This is a genomic window from Dactylosporangium thailandense, assembly GCF_059739745.1.
Genome location: NZ_AP029195.1, coordinates 62229 through 79213 on the forward strand (window position 1 = coordinate 62229; position 16985 = coordinate 79213).

Genomic DNA, 16985 nt, shown 5'->3' on the forward strand with positions numbered 1-16985 from the left:
CACTGGATTCCGATGACGGCCCGTTGCGGGATTTCGCTGCCGAACTGCGATTGCTGCGTACGAAAGCGGGGACTCCGCCATATCGGGAGTTGGCGCGGCGAGCGCATTTCTCCTCGACCACGCTGGCGGATGCGGCATCCGGCCGGAAACTGCCGAGCCTGGCGGTGACGCTGGCTTATGCGCGGGCGTGCGGGGGAGACCCGCAGGACTGGGAGGACCGCTGGCGGGCACTGGCCGCGAGGCCGTACGCGGAGGCGGGGACGGGCGAGGCCGAACGGGATGCGGATGACGAGCGGCGCTGCCCGTATGTGGGACTGGCCGCTTTCCAGGCCGAGGATGCCGACCGATTCTTCGGGCGGGAGCAGCTGACGGAAGATCTGGTGGCGCGTGTCCGTACGCGCCGCTTCCTGGCCGTGTTCGGTGCGTCGGGCTCGGGGAAGTCCTCGCTGCTGCGCGCCGGACTGCTGCCGGCGCTGCGCTCCGGCCCGGTGCCCGGCGCCGGCGGGTGGCCGGCGCTGGTGCTGACCCCGGGTCCGCATCCGCTCGACGAACTGGCCGTCCGGGTGGCCGACCTCGGCGGGACGCCGGCCGCCGATCTGGTCCGCGAGCTGCGCCGGGAGCCCCGGGCGCTGCACCTGGCGGTGCTGCAGGCACTGGTCAGGCAGCGCGCTGAGCAGGATCTCGTCCTGGTCGTGGACCAGTTCGAGGAGGTGTTCACCCTCTGCGCCGATCCGGCGGAGCGAGCGGCGTTCATCGCCGGACTGGTCACGGCGGCCGGTGCGGCCAACAGCCGTACCAGGGTGGTGCTGGGGGTACGGGCGGACTTCTACCCCGCCTGCTCGGAGTACCCGGACCTCGTCGACGCGCTGCGTGACGCACAGGTGCTGGTCGGGCCGATGAGTACCGACGAACTGCGGCGGGCGATCAGCCTTCCTGCCGCCCGGGCGGGGTACGCGGTCGACTCGGGGCTGCTGTCCCGGGTGATCGCCGACGCGACCGGGCAGGCGGGGGTGCTGCCATCGGTCTCACACGCGCTGCGGGAGACCTGGCGGCGCCGGCGCGGCAACACGCTGACACTGGCCGGATACGAGGCCGCCGGGGGCATCCAGCACGCGCTCGCCAACAGCGCCGAAACCGTGTACCACCGCATGGACGCCGGGCAGCGGGCCCTCACGCGCGGCATCTTCCTGCGGCTGGTCGCGCTCGGCGCGGGCACCGAGGACACCAAGCGGCGAGTGAGCCGGATCGAACTGGCCGCCGACGAGCCGAACCGGCACGGGCTGGAGATCCTCGCGCAGGCCCGCCTGATCACCCTGGACGCCGAGTCGGTCCAGATCACCCACGAGGCGCTGCTGCACGCGTGGCCCCGGCTGCGCGGCTGGATCAACGAGGACCGTGCGGGCCTGCTGCTCGGCCAGCAACTGCTGGACGCGGCTCAGGCCTGGGAACGGGACCACCGCGACCACTCGCTGCTGTACCGCGGCAGCCGGTTGGAAGCGGCGGCCGAGTGGGCACAGCGCCGCACCCACGAGCCGCTGCTGACCGGGAAGGCACGGGAGTTCCTGGCCGCCTCGCTGCGCCAGCAGCGGCACGCGTCGCTGGCACGCCGCACCGCACTGGCGGGCCTGGCCGTGCTGACCGTACTGGCGTGCGTGACATCCGTGGTCGCGTTCCAGCAGCGCTCCACCGCCCGCACCCAACGCGACCGGGCAGTGGCCGAACAAGTGCTGGCCGAGGCCGATCTGGTCCGCGGCAGCGACCCATCGCTGGCCGCCCAGCTGGACCTGGCCGCCGACCGCATCCGCCCGACACCGCGGGCCGTCACCGCCCTGCTGGACACCGGGAACACCGCGCTGTCCACGCCACTGGCCGGCCACAGCGCGGCGGTGTACGCGGTCGCGTTCAGCCCGGACGAACACCTCATGGCCACCGGCGCCGGTGACGACACGATCCGGCTGTGGGACGTCACCGACGCCGCACACCGGGTGGCGCTCGGCGCGCCCATCACCGGTCACACCAGCTGGGTGTACTGGCTCGCGTTCAGCCCGGACGGGCACACCCTGGCCAGTGCCGGCCGCGACCACACGATCCGGCTGTGGGACGTCACCGACCCGCGCCACCCGCGCCCATGGGGGCCGCCGCTCACCGGGCACAGCGGCTACGCGTTCTCGGTGTCCTTCAGCCCGGACGGGCACACCCTGGTCAGTGCCGGCTACGACCAGACGGTACGGCTGTGGGACGTCACCGACCCCGCACACGCCTCCGCCCTGGGGCCACCGCTGCTCGGGCACACCGGCTCCGTCGCGTCGGCCGCGTACAGCCCGGACGGCCGTACCGTCGCCAGCGCCGGCCACGACCACACGATCCGGCTGTGGAACGTCACCGACCCGCGCCGCCCGCAGCCGTGGGGGCCGCCGCTGTCCGGCCACGCGGACACCGTCTACGCCGTGGCGTTCAGCCCCGACAGCAGGACACTGGCCAGCGTGAGCGCCGACCGCACGGTGCGCCTCTGGGACATCGCCGATCCGGCCCGTCCCGTCGCGCTCGGCAGCCCGCTGGCCGGCCACACCGACGCCATCCTCGCCGTCGCGTTCAGCCACGACGGGCGCACCCTGGCCACCGGCGCCGCCGATCACACCGTCCGGGTGTGGGACGTCACCGACCCCGCACACGCCACCGCGGTGGGACCGCCCCTGCTCGGCCACACGGGCATCGTCAACTGGCTGGTGTTCAGCTCGTCCGACGCCACGCTGGCAAGCGTGAGCGACGATCACACGGTACGGCTGTGGAATCTGCCGCGCACCGTCCTGGCCAACCCGGGCGGTACCGTCAACGATCTGGCATTCCGCCCGCCCGACGGGCGCATCCTGGCCAGCGCCGGCGGCGACGGCACCGTCCGGCTGTGGCACCTGCCGGAACCCGGCAACCGCCCCACCCCGCCGCCCCAGTCGTTGAGCGGCGCGAGCGGCGCGGTGAGCCGCGTGGCATTCCGCCCGCCCGACGGCCGTATCCTGGCCAGCGCGAGCGACGATCACACCGTCCGGCTGTGGGACCTGTCCGAACCGGCCCGGCCGGTGCCGGCGGGATCGATCGCGACCGGCGCGACGGCCCCGGCCGGCGCCCTGGCGTTCAGCCCGGACGGCGCCGTGCTGGCGACCGACGGGCCCGGGAACACCCTGCGGCTGTGGGACATGTCCGACCCTGACCGTCCGGCACCGCTGGGCCAGCCGCTGACGGGGCAGATCAGTCCCGCGACATGGGCCGGGTTCAGCCCCGACGGCCGGGTTCTGGCCGGCGTCAGCTCCGATGACAAGGTACGCCTGTGGGACGTCCGCGATCCGGCGCAGCCGCACCCCCTGGGCACGATCGTCACCGGCGACACGGACGGCCTCCTGCACGCGGCGTTCGACCCGGCCGGGCACCTGCTCGCCACCGCCGGGGCGGGGCACTCCGTCGGCCTGTGGGACCTGCGCGACCCCACGCACCCCCGTGCCCTGGCACCACCGCTGACCGGGCATACCGCCGCGGTCACCTGGGTCGGCTTCAGCCCCGACGGCCGTACGCTCGCCAGCACGGCCGCCGACCAGACGGTACGGCTGTGGGACGTCACCGATCCGGCACACGCCGCCCCGATCGGCAAGCCCCTCACCGCCGGCCACACAGGCCCTGTCACCAGCGCCGCCTACCAACCCGGCGGCGCTGTCCTGGCCACCGCCGGCGACGATCGCACCATCCAGTTCACCGACTTCGACCTGGACAAGGCCATCCAGCGCGTCTGCGCCACCACCGTGCTGAGCGCTCAGCAATGGCAGCAGTACGTGCCCGACCGTCCCCTCGCACCGCCGTGCCGGTAGGCACAGCGAACATCACCGTGACGGAATGAGCGGGGCGTCGCGCTGCGCCCGCGGCCGGCCCGTCAGCCGCCGGTCGCGGCCAGGCGCGCCACGAGCGTGCCGCGGACACGCCGGACCGGGATGAAGCCCCAGCGGCCGACATCCAGACCGAGGGTGGGTTCTCGACGGTGCCGGGCACGATCGCGCCGGTGTCGTCCTTGGTCATCGCGGCCGGCCTGGTCGTCCAGTACGCATCGACGAAGCAGCACCGGTCCGCCGCCATCGACTGCAGCAGGGCGGCGGCCCGTAGATCCTGGTGCGACTTCGCACCGGCGCCGCATCGATCCGCTCGACGGTCACCTCGGCCTGGCCGTCGACGTACGGGTTGGTGGAGACGAGCACCGGCACGTCGAGCCGGCTGGACTGGCCGCCCTGGTGCTGTGCGACGGTTTCGCGCGGTGCCAGGTAGCGGCCCTCCACGAGCGCGTCGCCGAGCCGGCTCAGACAGCGAGCGAGAGCGACCCGCTGCCCCCGGGGGCCGGTCAGGGTGCCCAGATGTCAGCGCGGCGCCGATCGACCGCCCCGGCGGTTCGGTCGGCGCCGCCGGGCACGGGCCGGGTAGGATCGCCGGGTCCGTGCCGGGAATGACGAGGGAAAACGCCGTGCGGTTCGGGATCCTGGGGCCGTTGCTGGTGTCCCGTGACGGCGAGCCGGTCGCGGTCGGTGGCCCCAAGCAGCGGGCACTGTTGTCCCTGCTGCTCCTGCGGCCGAACCGGCTGCTCACAGCCGACTGGCTGGCCGACGCGCTCTGGGACGGCGCGCCGCCGTCGAGTGCGCTCGTGACGCTGCGGACATACGTCGCGGGTCTGCGCCGCGCCCTCGAACCCGGCCGCGGGCCGCGCTCGCCCGGCCGGATCGTGCGCTCCCACACCGGCGGCTACGAGCTGTGTGTGCCGCCCGAGTCGATCGATGCCGTGCGGTTCACCGCGCTCGCCGACGAGGGCGCCCGGGCGCTCGCCGACGGCGATCCCGGCACGGCCGAGCGGCGGTACGCCGAGGCCTTGGGCCTGTGGCGGGGCGACCCGGGCGTCGCCGAGTTCGCCGCCGTGCGTCCCGACGTCGCCCGCCTCACCGAGACCCGGCTGGCCGCGGAGGAGGGCCGGCTGGCCGCCGCCGTGGCCGCCGGGCGCCCCGGTGCGGTGCTGCCGGACCTGCGGCGCTTCGTCGACGGGCACCCGGCGCGGGAGTCGGGGCGCGAGCAGCTGATGCTTGCCCTGTACCGCGCCGGCCGGCAGACCGAGGCGCTCGAGGTGTTCGACGCGGGCCGGGTGCTGCTGGCCGACGAGTTCGGTGTGGAGCCCGGCCCGCGGCTGCGCGAACTGCACCGCCGGATTCTCACCCATACGGTTCCGCCCGCCGCCGCGCCCGCCACGGCGGGTCCGATCGGCCCGGCGCGCGGGGCGCGTGGGAGGTCGCTCGTCGGCCGGGATGCCGAGCTGGCCCAGCTGGCGGACCTGCTGGCGGCGGCCGGTCGCGACGGCGGGCGTATCGCGACCATCGTCGGCGAGCCCGGCATCGGCAAGACCAGCCTGGCCGCCGCGATCGCGGACCGGGCCGCCGCGGCCGCGGTCCCGGTCGTGTGGGGCCGCTGCCCCGACCTTGGCGAGGCGCCGCCGTTCTGGCTGTGGACGCAGGTCCTCCGCGGTATCGCGGCGCTGCCGGGATTCGGCGAGCCGGGCGCGAGCGCGGCGCTTGCCGGCTTCACCGCCGAGACGGCGAACGGCGCCGACGGGCCGGACCCGACGGCCCGGTTCCGGGCCTATGAGGCGGTCGCCGGGCTCGTCCACGCGGTCGCCGAGCCGTCCGGCCTGGTCGTCGTCCTCGACGACCTGCACGCCGCGGACCCCGACTCGCGGCTGCTGCTGCGGTACCTGGCCACCACCGTCCACCGCGGCCGGGCGCTGGTCGTCGTCACGTCGCGGCCGTACGACCACGACGCCGGGCTCGTCGCCACGCTCGCCGACCTGGCCCGCGCCGCCGGCGGCGGGCAGCTGCGGCTCGGGGGCCTCGGCACGGCCGCGGTGGCCGACCTGGTGCACGACCGGACCGGCGCGGCACCGGCCGCCGGGCTCGTCGAGCGGCTCGTGCGGCGAACCGGCGGCAACGCGTTCTTCCTCACCGAGCTGCTCGCGTCCGGCGGCCCCTTCCGGGACCGGGGGACGTTGCCCCCGAGCGTGCGCGACGCGGTCCTGCTGCGGCTGCAGGCACCCGACCCGGCCACCCGCGAATGCCTCGACCTGCTCGGCGTCGCCGGCCGCGAGCTCGACCTGCGGCTGCTGAACTCCGCGACCGGCACCGACGCGGCCGAGCTGCTGGCCGCCCCGGCCGCCACGCACCTGATCGCCGGGGCCGGTCCGGGCGCGGTGCGGTTCCGGCACCCGCTGTTCGCCGAGGTCGCCTACGCCGAGCTGACCGCGCCGAGACGGGCCGTCCTGCACGCCCGCCTCGCCGGCACCGCCGCGAGTATGCCGGGCCTGGGCGGGTTGACCCCGGCGGAGCTGGCCCGCCACTACGGGCAGGCGGTCGGGCTCGGCCACGGCGAGGACTTCCTGCGCTGGACGTTGCGGGCCGCCGACGACGCCACGTGGCGGCTGGCCTACGAGGACGCCCTCGCGCATCTCGACCGGGCCGCCGCCCGGCTCGCCCCCGCCGCCGCCACCTCGCCGGACGCGGCCGAGGCCGAGCTCACGGTACAGCTGCATCGCACCTCGCTGCTGCACATCACCGTCGGCGTGGGCAGCGACGCGGTCGAACAGGCCGCGGCCCGCGCCCGGCGGCTGCTCCCGCTCGCCGGCCCCGGCGCCGACCTGCGCACGGCACTGTGGACACTCGGCGAGGTCGCCTGCAACCGGGCTGAGTTCGCCATCGCCGCCGACCTGGCCCGCCGGCTGACCGGCGCCGCTGCGGACGACGACCCGCTGATCGCCGCCGCCGGGCCGTACCTGCTCGGCGTCGTCGGCTACTTCACGGGCCGTCTCGTCGAGGCCGACGCGCAGCTGACCATCGCCGTCGACCGGCTGCGCACGGTCGAGCCGCGCAGGCTGCGAGGGCAGGTCGGGCGCACCCCGACCCTGTCGCCGTACAACTTCCGGGCGCTGGTGCGCTCGCTGCGCGGCGACCGGCCGGCGGCGCACGCCGACCTGGCGGCCGCGCGGCAGCTCGCCGAGCACGCCGACGATCCGTACGGCCGGGGCAACGCCGTGCTGTTCGCGGCCTGGGTGGCCCTGCAGGAACGCGATGCCCCGGCGGGCCGCGAGGCCGCCCGGTGGTGCCGTGAGATCGGCGAGCGGCAGCACATGCCGCACTTCGTCGGCATCGGGGACTTCCTGGCGGACTGGGCGGCGGTGCACGGGGGCGAGCGGGCGCGGCTCACCGCGATGCGGGCCGCGGGCGAGGCCATCTACCGGCACGGACTGCGGGCCACGCGCACGATCGTGATCGCCGCGATGGCCGACGCGTACCTCACGGCCGGCGACCCGGCGACCGCCGCGGCGCTGGCCGACGAGGGACTCGCCGCGGCCGAAGCCGTCGGCGAACGCGTGCTCACCGCCGAGCTGCGCCGCGTGCGGGGCCTGGCCCGCGGCGACGACCGGGACGTGCGGCGCGGCGCCGCGACCGCCGCCGAGCAGGGCGCCGGGCTGCTGGTGAGCCGCTGTGGAGACCGGCCTCCACAGGATCTCCACAGCCGTCGTCTTCGCTAGGCGGCATGCATCCTGACGTCATCGTGGTGGGCTGCGGGCCGGTCGGCGCGCTCACCGCCAACCTGCTCGGCATGCGCGGCGTGCGCACCCTGGTCGTCGAGCGCAGCACCGCGGCGCACCAGCAGCCCCGTGCGTTCTCCTGCGACGACGAGGCGCTGCGGGTGTACCAGCAGGCCGGGCTGCGCGACGAGGTGGCCGCCGACATGTACCCCCCGCCGGTCGTCGACTACGTCGACGGCAGCGGCAGGCCCTTCGCCACGATCGCCCTCGACGAGATCGACTTCGGCCTCGGCAGCGCACCCCTGCACTTCTTCGACCAGCCGCGCCTCGAGGCGTCGCTGCGCGCGGGCTTCGACCGGTTCCCGCACGTCACCCTGCGCACCGGCGTGGAGCTCACCGACCTGACCCCGGACGGCGACGGCGTCACGGTCGGGCTCCGCGACGTCGCGACCGGCGAGGCCAGCACGGTACGCGCCCGGTACGTGCTGGGCTGCGACGGCGCCCGCAGCACGACGAGGACCGCCGCCGGCATCCGGCTCGTCGGCGCGTCGTACGAGGAGCCCTGGCTGGCGATCTCCGGCGACGTCGGGCCCGGCGGGGTCCGCCAGCCGCGGACCCGGTTCGTCTGCGACTGGCGGCGTCCCGCGTTCGTCTCGCCGGGCGCCTTCGGCACCCATCGCCTGGAGTTCATGCTCCGCGACGGCGAGACGCCGGAGGAGATGAGCCGGCCGGAGACGATCGCGCGGCTGGTGGCCCCGTACGTCGATCCGGAGCGCTTCACCGTCACCCGCGCCGTCGTCTACACCTTCCACCATCTGGTCGCCGAGCGGTGGCGCAGCGGGAGCGTGTTCCTGCTCGGCGACGCGGCTCACCAGATGCCGCCGTTCCTGGGCCAGGGCCTGTGCAGCGGCCTGCGCGACGCCGCGAACCTCACCTGGAAGCTCGCGCTGGTCCTCGACGGCACGGCGGGCCCCGACCTGCTCGACACGTACGAGGCCGAACGGCGCCCGCACACCGAGGAGATGGCGGTCACGAGCGTCCGCTTGGGCAGGGTGTTCCTGGTCCGCAACCGCTACGCCGCCGCCGCGCGCGACGCGGTGCTCCGCGCGGCGCAGATCGTGCCTCGGGTCCGCCGGTTCGTGCGTCACTTCGAGTTCAAGCCCGCCCCGGCAGTACGGACGGGCATGCTGTCCGGTGGCGTGCGCAAGGGCCCGATCGGCACGATGTTTCCCCAGCCGGAGGTCACGACCCCGGGAACGACGACCCCGCGCCTGCTGGACGACGTGCTCGGCCCGGCCTTCGCGGTGATCGGCCCGGGCGTCGACGCACGGACGGCGGCGGCCTGGGCGGGGCCCCCGGCGACCTTCGTCCGGGTCCTGCCGGTCCGTTCGTCCGGCTCGGCGAGCGGGCCGGCCCACGACGTCGTCAACGTGGTCGACGTCAACGGCGTGCTCGGCGGATGGTTCGACCGGCATCGGGTGGACCTGGCGGTGCTGCGCCCGGACCGCTTCGTCTACTCCACCGCCGCGGACGCCGTGCCGCTGCGCTCGGAGCGTTGAGCTGGTCCTGAGCGGCACGAGTGTCGGTGGCCCAGGCTCGTCGGGCCGGAACACGGAACCGAAGGTCAGGCGCGGTCACATGTGGTGCCGGTAGGCTGGTCGGCACGCGGCCCGGAGAGGGCAAGCATGGCGGCCGCGACCGAGCCGTACAGCGAGATGAGCGCGCCGCGCCGGGAGACCGCCCGCGCGGCGACGACAGCATCCAGGACACGGCACGCCTACGCCAGCCCCGGCCCGCAGAGCAGGTCGGCGGCCCAGGGCACCGGGCCGTCGCCGTCGAGCACGCCGATCGCGCAGTCCGCGGCGGCGGGCGCGGCGGAGCCGCCGGACGTGACCAGCGCGACCACCCGGTCCTGCCCCTGCAACCGCCGGATCTCCCCGGCGAGGTGGGTGCCCCCGGCCACCACCTCGTCGGGCGAGAACCGCTCGCCCAGGCCGCTGCCGACGCGGCGACCGCGAACCTGCCCGCGGCGCGGGCCGACGCGACCAGGTCGGCGGCGTTGGGTCGCAGCTCGGGCCCGGCGACGACGATCGCGCGCACCTGACCGCCGTGTACCAGCCCGAGCGTGACGCCGCCCGGGGTCCGGACCCGCGCGTACCGCCCGCCCGCCTGCGGGCCCGTCCTTCGGCGCGACCTCCGGCAGCGGCCCGAGCTGCCATTCGCCGGCGCGCACGACCCGCTCCGGCGCGTCCGGGTCCAGCAGGGCGCCGGCCCGGGCGCGCAGGTCGCTCTCCTCCTCGGCGGTGAGGTCAGCGCCGAGGCCGGCGAGCCGCCCGACGGTGAAGCGGCCGGTGGTCAGTGCCCGGGCGTCGAGCACGACGGTGTCGACACGGTCCAGCCGCCACAGCACGTGGCGTCCAGCGGGACCACGCCGCGGGCGCTGAGTGCCCGCCCGAGCCGGGCGGCGAACGCCTGACGGCTCAGCCGTGCCGCCTGCGGCGTCGCAATGGTGAGCATCGTCCGGGCCCGCCAGCGTGTGTGCGCGAACCCCACCGCGCCGGCCAACGCCGCGAGCGTGGCCCGGTCGGCGTAGCGCTCGATCGGCCGGGCCCCCGGCCGGACAGCTCCGGCTCGCGCCGGCGCCACACGGTGCGGCGGCCGTCGATCTCGGCGATGAGCAGCGCACGCAGCGCGGCGTCGGTGAGCAGGCCGAGCGCGTCGCCGCCCAGCGCGATCGCCTGCTGCAGCAGCGGCTCGATGTCGCCCGGGTGGTCGGGCCGCTCGACCGGGAAGCCTTCCGTGCGCAGGTCGTGCGCGTCCTCGACGTCCTCCACCGCATCGACGAGGTCGTCCGCCCAGTGGACCCCGCGCACCCGCTCGAGCCGCGCCCGTAGCTGCTGCGCGACCGACTCGTCCGCGGGCCGGTCGACGCCGCGCACCTCGATGTGCGCGCGGCCGTTGCCGGTCCACACCCGCCGCGAGCGCCGCGCCCGGCCGGGCACCGGCACGGCGCGGACGAGCCGGGTGGCCTCACCCTTGCCGGGCGGCGATATCACCCGAGCAGCGCTCAGCGGGCGACCTCCGGGGACCGTGGCGACGCGCCGCGCGACACCCACGTGATGACCGGTTTATGGGGCGTCGGGGTGGGTAGCGCCTGATCCGCTCTTGATCGTCCGCGGCGCCAGGTTACCGACCACCCACTGGTACGCGGTGCACGGAGGGAGTACCGAGGGCCAGCATGACGCTGCCACTAGCGGATGAAGACGAGCGGGGACGGCGGCGGCCGCTGCTCGGCCGTGGGATGCACCTGCTCTTTGTCGCTCTGGTCGGCTGTTTCACCGCTTGGGGGATAGCGCAGGACCTGACCACGCCGATGGTGGCGGGCTTCAGGCGCATCTTCGAGATGAGCACCTTCCAGGCGTCGCTCGTCCAGTTGGCGTACTTCGGCGCATACTTCGTGCTCGCGCTCCCGGCGGCCTTTCTCAACCAGCGCTTCGGCTACAAGACGGGAATCCTCACCGGACTGGGGCTGGCGGCGCTGGGCGCCTTCCTCTTCTATCCGGCGAGCAAGATCATGACGTACGAGGCGTTCCTGCTGGCCCTGTTTGCGATGGCCGCCGGCTGCTCGATCCTGGAGACCTCCGCGAACCCGTACGTCATGTCGCTCGGCCCGGAGGAGACGGCGACCCGGCGGCTGAACTTCGCCCAGGCATTCAACCCGGTGGGCACGAACATCGGTGTGCTGCTGGCCTCGACGCTCATCCTGCCCAAGCTCGCGGAGCCGGTGGACATCGCGTCGCTGAGCCCGGATCAGCTGCGCACCGTCCGCGCGGGCGAGCTCGGCGCGGTGATGGCCCCCTACCTGGGGCTGGCCGTCCTCCTGGTACTCATCGCCGTCGCCATCGCGAGCCAGAAGGCGCCGCCGATCGTCGAGGAGTTCCCCGATGCCGGCCCACACCCCGGCGGCACCCGCGACCTGTTCGGCGTGCTGTGGCGCAGCAAGCGGTACCGCTTCGGGGTGATCGCCCAGTTCGCCAACATCGGGGCTCAGGTGTGCACCTGGACGTACCTGATCCAGTACGTGGAGCAGGCACTGGGCGGCAGCCTGCAGAAGGGTGGCGCTTATCTGCAGCTCAGCCTGCTCATCTTCCTCGGATCACGCTTCCTGATGACGTGGGTGATCGGTCGTGTACAGGCCACCAAGGTGCTCGCCGTGGTGGCCTTGCTGGCGGTGGCGCTGTGCATGTTCGCGATCGTGAGTCCCAACGTCGCCGGGGTCCTGGCCGTGGTCTCTCTGTCCTTCTGCCTGTCGCTCATGTTTCCGACGATCTACGGCGTGGCCCTCGAAGGGCTCGGTCCGGCGACCAAGTTCGGCGCCGCCGGCCTCGTGATGGCCATCGTGGGCGGCGCGATCATGCCGGTGGTACAGGGCAGGCTCGTGGACCGGACGAGCGCGGCGATCTCCTTCATCGTCCCAGCCGTCTGCTTTGCCGTCGTCGGGCTCTTCGCCTTCTACGACCTCAGGGCCGCGGCCGGGCCCGTCCGCGGGAGCACCGAGCCGGTCCTGCCCAGGGGCGCCGGGCCGAGCACCGTCACCAGGAGCACGGCATGAATCGCCGGCGCCGCGTGGTAGCGGCAGTCGCGGTCATGGTGCTCGCCTTGGCCGGCTGCGGCCAGCCGAAGCCGACGAGCCCCACGAAGGAAACCAAGCAGCTCGAGGTCGTGTCGTGGTGGACCTCCGGCTCGGAGGCCGCCGCGTTGAACGTCCTGTTCTCCGCCATGCACCAGACGAATCCGAACGTCGACGTCGTCAACGCCGCGGTCCCGGGCGGCGCCGGGTCACAGGCGGTCGTGGCCCTGGCCAAGCGGCTGCAGAGCGGCAACCCGCCCGACGTCTGGCAGACCTTCGCGGGCAAGTCCGTGCAGGGCTACGCCGACCGCGGCGTCATCCGCGACGTCGCGCCTGTCTTCGCCGAGGAGGACCTACGCGCGACGATGCAGCCGACCATCCTGGGTTCGCTCATGCACGGCGGCAAGCCGTACGGGGTGCCGACAGGTGCCCATCGCAGCAACATGCTGTGGTTCAACACCGGGCTTCTCAACCGGGCGGGCGTCACGCCACCCTCCGGCGACTACGCCGTCGCCGCCTTCCTGGACGACCTGCGGAAGGTCAAGGCGTCCGGAGCCACCGCTCTGTGTCTCGGCGGCAAGGACCCGTTCACCACCGTCGAGCTGTTCGAGAACGTGCTACTCGGCACCATCGGGGTGAAAGGCTGGCAGAACATGACCGGCGACCGCCTCAACTGGCGCAGCGCGCAGGTGCGGACAGCGCTGCGGACCTTCGGCGACATCCTCGCCTACGCCGATCCCGAAGCCGGCACGCTGACCTGGGACGCGGCGACAAAGAAGCTCGGCACCGGTGGTTGCGCCTTCGAATCCATAAACGACTCGGCGTACGGCGAGCTGGTCACCTCCGGCGCACGGGAGGGCAAAGACTTCGGAGCTGCGGCGTTTCCCGGCACCGACGACAGCTTCCTCGCGGTCGTCGACGTCTTCGTGGCCGCGACCGGAGCCAAGAACGCCCGGAACGCGCTCGCCTTCCTCGGCGACATCAGCAAGCCGGCGACCCAGATACCGTTCAGCAAGGCGAAGGGGTCGGTACCGGTGCTCCGCAACGTCGATATTTCGTCGTTGTCTGTCTACCAGCGAGATGCCTCGAGGAGCCTCTGGGGCTCGTCGGTGCTGCTGTCGGTCGCTCACGGCGAGGCCACGAGCCCAAATCTCCAGGAGGGCTTCTACGACGCCGTGTCGACCTACGTGCGCACCCGCGATCCGGACGCCTTCGCCCGGGATCTCGAAAGCGCGGTCACCAGGGACAAGGTACCGCCACGCTGACCTGCGTTGCGCACCTTCGCGACGATCGGCGTGCCGGTGGCGGAGCTGAGCCCCGATGCTCGGTTCGGGGGATCGCGTCAGGCGCAGGTACGCGCGCCGCCGCCCGCTCTCGGCCGGGGTGTAACGAGATCGACCTGCTGCCGGCCGCGCGCGTGGCGGCATGGGCGGCAACGGCCCGGTGCCGCGTGTGCGACTGGTCAGATGCGGGTCGCCGCTGCCAGGATGCGTGGATGGGGAGCGCTTGGCGCAGCATTGTCGGAGTCGTCGCCGGTACCGTCGCCGCGGTGGTCTGGGCCGTGAGCCTGGCGGTCTACCAGCCGATCATGGAGCCCCATGGATTCTGGACGGACCCGGCGACCGGCGCGATGTATCCGGCTGTGGCCAGCAACAACACCTACTGGCCGCGCGATATCCGGCAGATCGCGATCCTGGTGGCGTTCGCCGCCGTGGTCCTCGTCTGCCGGGCGAACCTGCGCGCCACCCTGGTGGCGGCCGCCGGCACCGCGGCGTGGATCGCCGCCGACCTGGTCCTGGACCGCGCCGACGTGCACGGGAGCGGCACCGCGGCCGTGCTCGCCGGCGCCGGGGCGGCCGCCTTCGCGGTGACCGCGCTGGTCGCGCGGCGGCTCTCGACGGGCGAGCCCGGCGGCGAACGCACCGTGCACCTGACGGCCACCATGACCGCGGTGCTCGGAGCCGTCACGCTGCTCGTCACCACGCCGTGGGAGGAGCCCGTCACCGACCCCGCGAAGGTCCGGGTCGAGCACGCGCTGACGCTGCTCGAAGTGGCGCTGGCCGTCGCGTGCGCCGCCGTCGCCGCCGGCCTGATCCGCCCGGCCGGCTGGCGGCGGGTCGCCGTGTTCGGCGCCGTCGCCGCGCTGGCCGCCTGGCCGGTCATCGCGGGGGAGGGCCTGGACGGCTTGGCCGGTCTGGTTGTCCTGCCGGTCACCGCCGCGGCCGCCGTCGCCGCCGCGCGCGACACCCCGCTGTGGCGGCTGATCGTCGCCGCCGCCGGGGGTGCCGTCCTGATGGTTCCGGCCTTTCTGATGGTGTACCTCATCGGCTCCGCCCTCGGCGCGGCGATGACGTCCGCCGCCGGCAGCCCGCCGGTGAACTCGGCGGACACGGACCTCGCGCTGCCCTTCGCGGCGGTGGTCTGCGGGCTGATCCTGGCCGGCATCACCGGCTGGGTCACCGGGCCCGCGTCCAACCGGTGCGAGCCGGTGCCGACCCGGGTTCCATAATCGCGGACCGGCGAGCGCATGATCCTCCGCGGCTCGGACGATCTCCCACCGCGGCGTGGACGGGCGTAGCTGCGATGCCGCCGGTGCGCCCGACGCCGCCGGGAAAGACGTTGGTCTGCCGGTTGCCGTCGCCGAAATGGGCTGGCGACAGCCGGCTTCACGGAGGTCGAACGCGTGCCGCGGCCCAGCGGCGGCACCCATCGGCCACGTTTGGTCGGTGCGAGTTCGGCCGCGCGTTCCAGCTCGGCTGCGGCCTCGGCGTGGCGGCCGGGCCGGGTGAGGATGTCCGCCCGCACCGCGCCCAGCAGGTGATAGCCGGCCATCCGGCGGTCGGCGAGCAGTGGTCGGGTCATGGCGAGTACGGTTTCGGGTCCGTCGACGTGGAGTACGGCGACCGCGCGGTTGAGCTCCACGACGGGTGACCGGGTGATCTGGGCGAGGGCGTTCGTAGGCCGCCGAGCATGATGCCGGCGTTGACGAGTTGCTCGTTGAAGGCCCGCATCTTCTCGAACATCTCGGTCGTCGGCTCACTATTGCCCTCGTCGGCGGCATCGCCCTTGGTCATGACCATCACACGCATGAGCAGAATCCTCTCGGTCGATCTGGTCTCAGGCCAGGCCGGTGATCCGGCGCAGCAGGCCGGCGATGAAGTCGGTGTCGACCGTGTCGCCCTCGGCGAGGTCGACGACCTTGCGGTCGCCGTTGCCCATCGACCGCAGCACGCCCGGCACCGGGTCGACCCAACCAGCACCGAACACCATGAACGAGACCTTTGCGGCGGCCACGTGCAGCACTGCGGTGTTCTGGCCGGCGAGGTTGAAGTGCGGCTTGCCGTACTGGATGACCTCCTCGACGCCGGGGACGGTGTCGAGAACGGTCTGGCGCAGCGTCGCACACAGGTCCTGCTGCCACGGTTTCCTCTTGGCGAGGTAATCGGTGACGTCCTGGCTCATGTCGTCGCTCATCTCGGCGCTCCTGTTCAGGCGGTGGTGACGCGGTAGGTCGACACGACCACCCCGGACTCGAAGGTGGCGGTCTCGAAGTGCTGGAGGCCGGTTCGGCTCTCGGCGCGGAACAGCGGCTCGCCAATGCCCTTGAGGACCGGATAGGTCCAGATCTTGCACTCGTCGAGGAGGCCGGCCGTCGCGAGTGCATCGGTCAGCCGGCCGTTGCCCCAGATCAGGATGTCGGTGCCGTCGTTCTCCTTGAGTGCCTTGACAGCGGTCAGCAGCTCGGCGCCGGCGATGACGGTCGTCGGGTGCCAGCCGCTGGTGTCGACCGGCTGGGAAGCGACGACGTATTTGTGCATGGCGTTGACGTGGTCGGCGTACGGGTTGCCACCCATGTTGGGCCACGCCTGCGCCATGCCCTCGTAGGTGATGCGGCCCAGGATCAGCGTGTCGGCGCTGAGCACCAGATCCAGGGCGTACCGCATGGCCGCCGGGTCGTTGTATGCCAGCGACCACTCGTGGGGGTTGTCGATGAAGCCGTCGACAGTGCTGTAGGTCGAAGCGATGATGCGTCGCATCGGGTCTCCCCTGGTGGTGGGCCGGCTTTTCCGGCCCGCACCCGTCCTTCGCGCGACAGCGCGCCGTTTCGACATCAGAGCCCAAAGAATTCTGTCTTGGTGACCGTCGCCAGGTCGGGCCGAGCTCCGACGCGAAACAGCCGGACGCCGCACCCAGAACCTTGTTCACCCGGCGCAGCTCAGCGCGGGCGGGACGGAGCGGGACATCGAGCCGCATCTGACGCGGCCCATGTATGGCGCTCCGGCCGCGAAGCAGTTGACTCGTCACGGCGTTGCTCGACGTGCGGCTTGGGCCGGCCCGCGACGTGCGGCGGATTGAGCAGTGTGGCAGGGCAGTTGCCGTTGCGGCAGCCGCTTCGGCGGTCGTTCCCGCGAGGCACGTGGTGCCAGGCGGGCTGCGGCCCTTCCCGGGAGTTCCGGCGGATCACCCAAGAAATCTGTGCTGGAGAACCTAGACATGCTCGCGAGCGTCGACTAGTCTTTGTGGAGTCGAGAACAGGGAGTATGAGAGACGCTGACGAGCCGCCCCGACAGTTGGGTGGAGAGCTGAGCCAGCAACACCACGGTTCGCTCGGCACGGCAGTACCAGATGGAAGCCCCGGATGTTCGGGGTTGCGGCACACGGCAACACAAAAGATGCAGAGGAAAGGGAGGGCTCTACACCGTTGGATCGCCCGCACTGGCGGCAGTTCAGCTGGGCGGACACCGTTGGTCCCATCGAACG

11 protein-coding genes are annotated in these 16985 nt (G+C 73.3%); 6 read left to right on the top strand and 5 right to left on the bottom strand.

Annotated features, from left to right (window positions below; genetic code table 11):
- The first annotated feature begins 164 nt into the window (after nt 1–164).
- From AC6JBM_RS00245 to mhpA, 3 genes are all read left to right on the top strand, one after another.
- On the top strand, nt 165–3854 hold the full coding sequence (locus AC6JBM_RS00245) for an nSTAND1 domain-containing NTPase (protein ID WP_497981580.1): 3690 nt from the start codon (nt 165–167) through the stop codon (nt 3852–3854).
- A gap of 641 nt (nt 3855–4495) precedes the next feature.
- A complete protein-coding gene (locus tag AC6JBM_RS00250; protein WP_497981581.1) occupies nt 4496–7594 on the top strand; it encodes an ATP-binding protein in 3099 nt (1032 codons plus the stop codon).
- A gap of 5 nt (nt 7595–7599) precedes the next feature.
- A complete protein-coding gene (gene mhpA / locus AC6JBM_RS00255) occupies nt 7600–9153 on the top strand; it encodes a bifunctional 3-(3-hydroxy-phenyl)propionate/3-hydroxycinnamic acid hydroxylase MhpA (protein ID WP_497981582.1) in 1554 nt (517 codons plus the stop codon).
- 218 nt (nt 9154–9371) lie between these two features.
- Here mhpA and AC6JBM_RS00260 read toward each other — a convergent pair whose 3' ends face one another.
- Nucleotides 9372–10004, bottom strand: a complete 633-nt coding sequence (locus AC6JBM_RS00260; protein ID WP_497981583.1) for a hypothetical protein — start codon at nt 10002–10004, stop codon at nt 9372–9374.
- A 70-nt stretch (nt 10005–10074) separates the two neighbouring features.
- Entirely contained in the window at nt 10075–10650 is a 576-nt protein-coding gene (locus tag AC6JBM_RS00265; RefSeq protein ID WP_497981584.1) for a hypothetical protein, read from the bottom strand.
- A gap of 182 nt (nt 10651–10832) precedes the next feature.
- Here AC6JBM_RS00265 and fucP point away from each other — a divergent pair, with 182 nt between their 5' ends.
- The 3 genes from fucP to AC6JBM_RS00280 all read left to right on the top strand — a co-directional run bounded on the left by fucP (nt 10833) and on the right by AC6JBM_RS00280 (nt 14733).
- The gene (fucP, locus tag AC6JBM_RS00270; protein WP_497981585.1) at nt 10833–12206 is read left to right on the top strand and encodes an L-fucose:H+ symporter permease; all 1374 of its coding nucleotides are present in this window, start codon (nt 10833–10835) and stop codon (nt 12204–12206) included.
- Nucleotides 12203–13489 carry an ABC transporter substrate-binding protein gene (locus AC6JBM_RS00275; RefSeq protein WP_497981586.1) on the top strand — a complete coding sequence of 429 codons (1287 nt, stop codon included), beginning with the start codon at nt 12203–12205 and terminating at the stop codon, nt 13487–13489. Before fucP ends, AC6JBM_RS00275 begins: the two co-directional genes overlap by 4 nt.
- A gap of 230 nt (nt 13490–13719) precedes the next feature.
- Nucleotides 13720–14733 carry a hypothetical protein gene (locus AC6JBM_RS00280; RefSeq protein ID WP_497981587.1) on the top strand — a complete coding sequence of 338 codons (1014 nt, stop codon included), beginning with the start codon at nt 13720–13722 and terminating at the stop codon, nt 14731–14733.
- A 349-nt stretch (nt 14734–15082) separates the two neighbouring features.
- Here the strand turns inward: AC6JBM_RS00280 and AC6JBM_RS00285 are convergent, their stop codons facing one another.
- From AC6JBM_RS00285 to AC6JBM_RS00295, 3 genes are read right to left on the bottom strand one after another with little or no spacing between them, the layout of a single operon-like run.
- The gene (locus tag AC6JBM_RS00285) at nt 15083–15313 is read right to left on the bottom strand and encodes a YciI family protein (protein ID WP_497981588.1); all 231 of its coding nucleotides are present in this window, start codon (nt 15311–15313) and stop codon (nt 15083–15085) included.
- A gap of 28 nt (nt 15314–15341) precedes the next feature.
- The gene (locus tag AC6JBM_RS00290) at nt 15342–15698 is read right to left on the bottom strand and encodes a DUF1801 domain-containing protein (protein ID WP_497981589.1); all 357 of its coding nucleotides are present in this window, start codon (nt 15696–15698) and stop codon (nt 15342–15344) included.
- A gap of 14 nt (nt 15699–15712) precedes the next feature.
- On the bottom strand, nt 15713–16261 hold the full coding sequence (locus AC6JBM_RS00295) for a dihydrofolate reductase family protein (protein ID WP_497981590.1): 549 nt from the start codon (nt 16259–16261) through the stop codon (nt 15713–15715).
- Between the last annotated feature and the right edge of the window lie 724 nt (nt 16262–16985).

Coding starts and splice junctions, on each gene's coding strand:
- mhpA (WP_497981582.1), top strand. CDS start 7,600: ATGCATCCTGACGTCATCGTGGTGGGCTGCGGGCCGGTCGGCGCGCTC.
- fucP (WP_497981585.1), top strand. CDS start 10,833: ATGACGCTGCCACTAGCGGATGAAGACGAGCGGGGACGGCGGCGGCCG.
- AC6JBM_RS00275 (WP_497981586.1), top strand. CDS start 12,203: ATGAATCGCCGGCGCCGCGTGGTAGCGGCAGTCGCGGTCATGGTGCTC.
- AC6JBM_RS00280 (WP_497981587.1), top strand. CDS start 13,720: ATGGGGAGCGCTTGGCGCAGCATTGTCGGAGTCGTCGCCGGTACCGTC.
- AC6JBM_RS00285 (WP_497981588.1), bottom strand. CDS start 15,313: ATGCGTGTGATGGTCATGACCAAGGGCGATGCCGCCGACGAGGGCAAT.
- AC6JBM_RS00290 (WP_497981589.1), bottom strand. CDS start 15,698: ATGAGCGACGACATGAGCCAGGACGTCACCGATTACCTCGCCAAGAGG.
- AC6JBM_RS00295 (WP_497981590.1), bottom strand. CDS start 16,261: ATGCGACGCATCATCGCTTCGACCTACAGCACTGTCGACGGCTTCATC.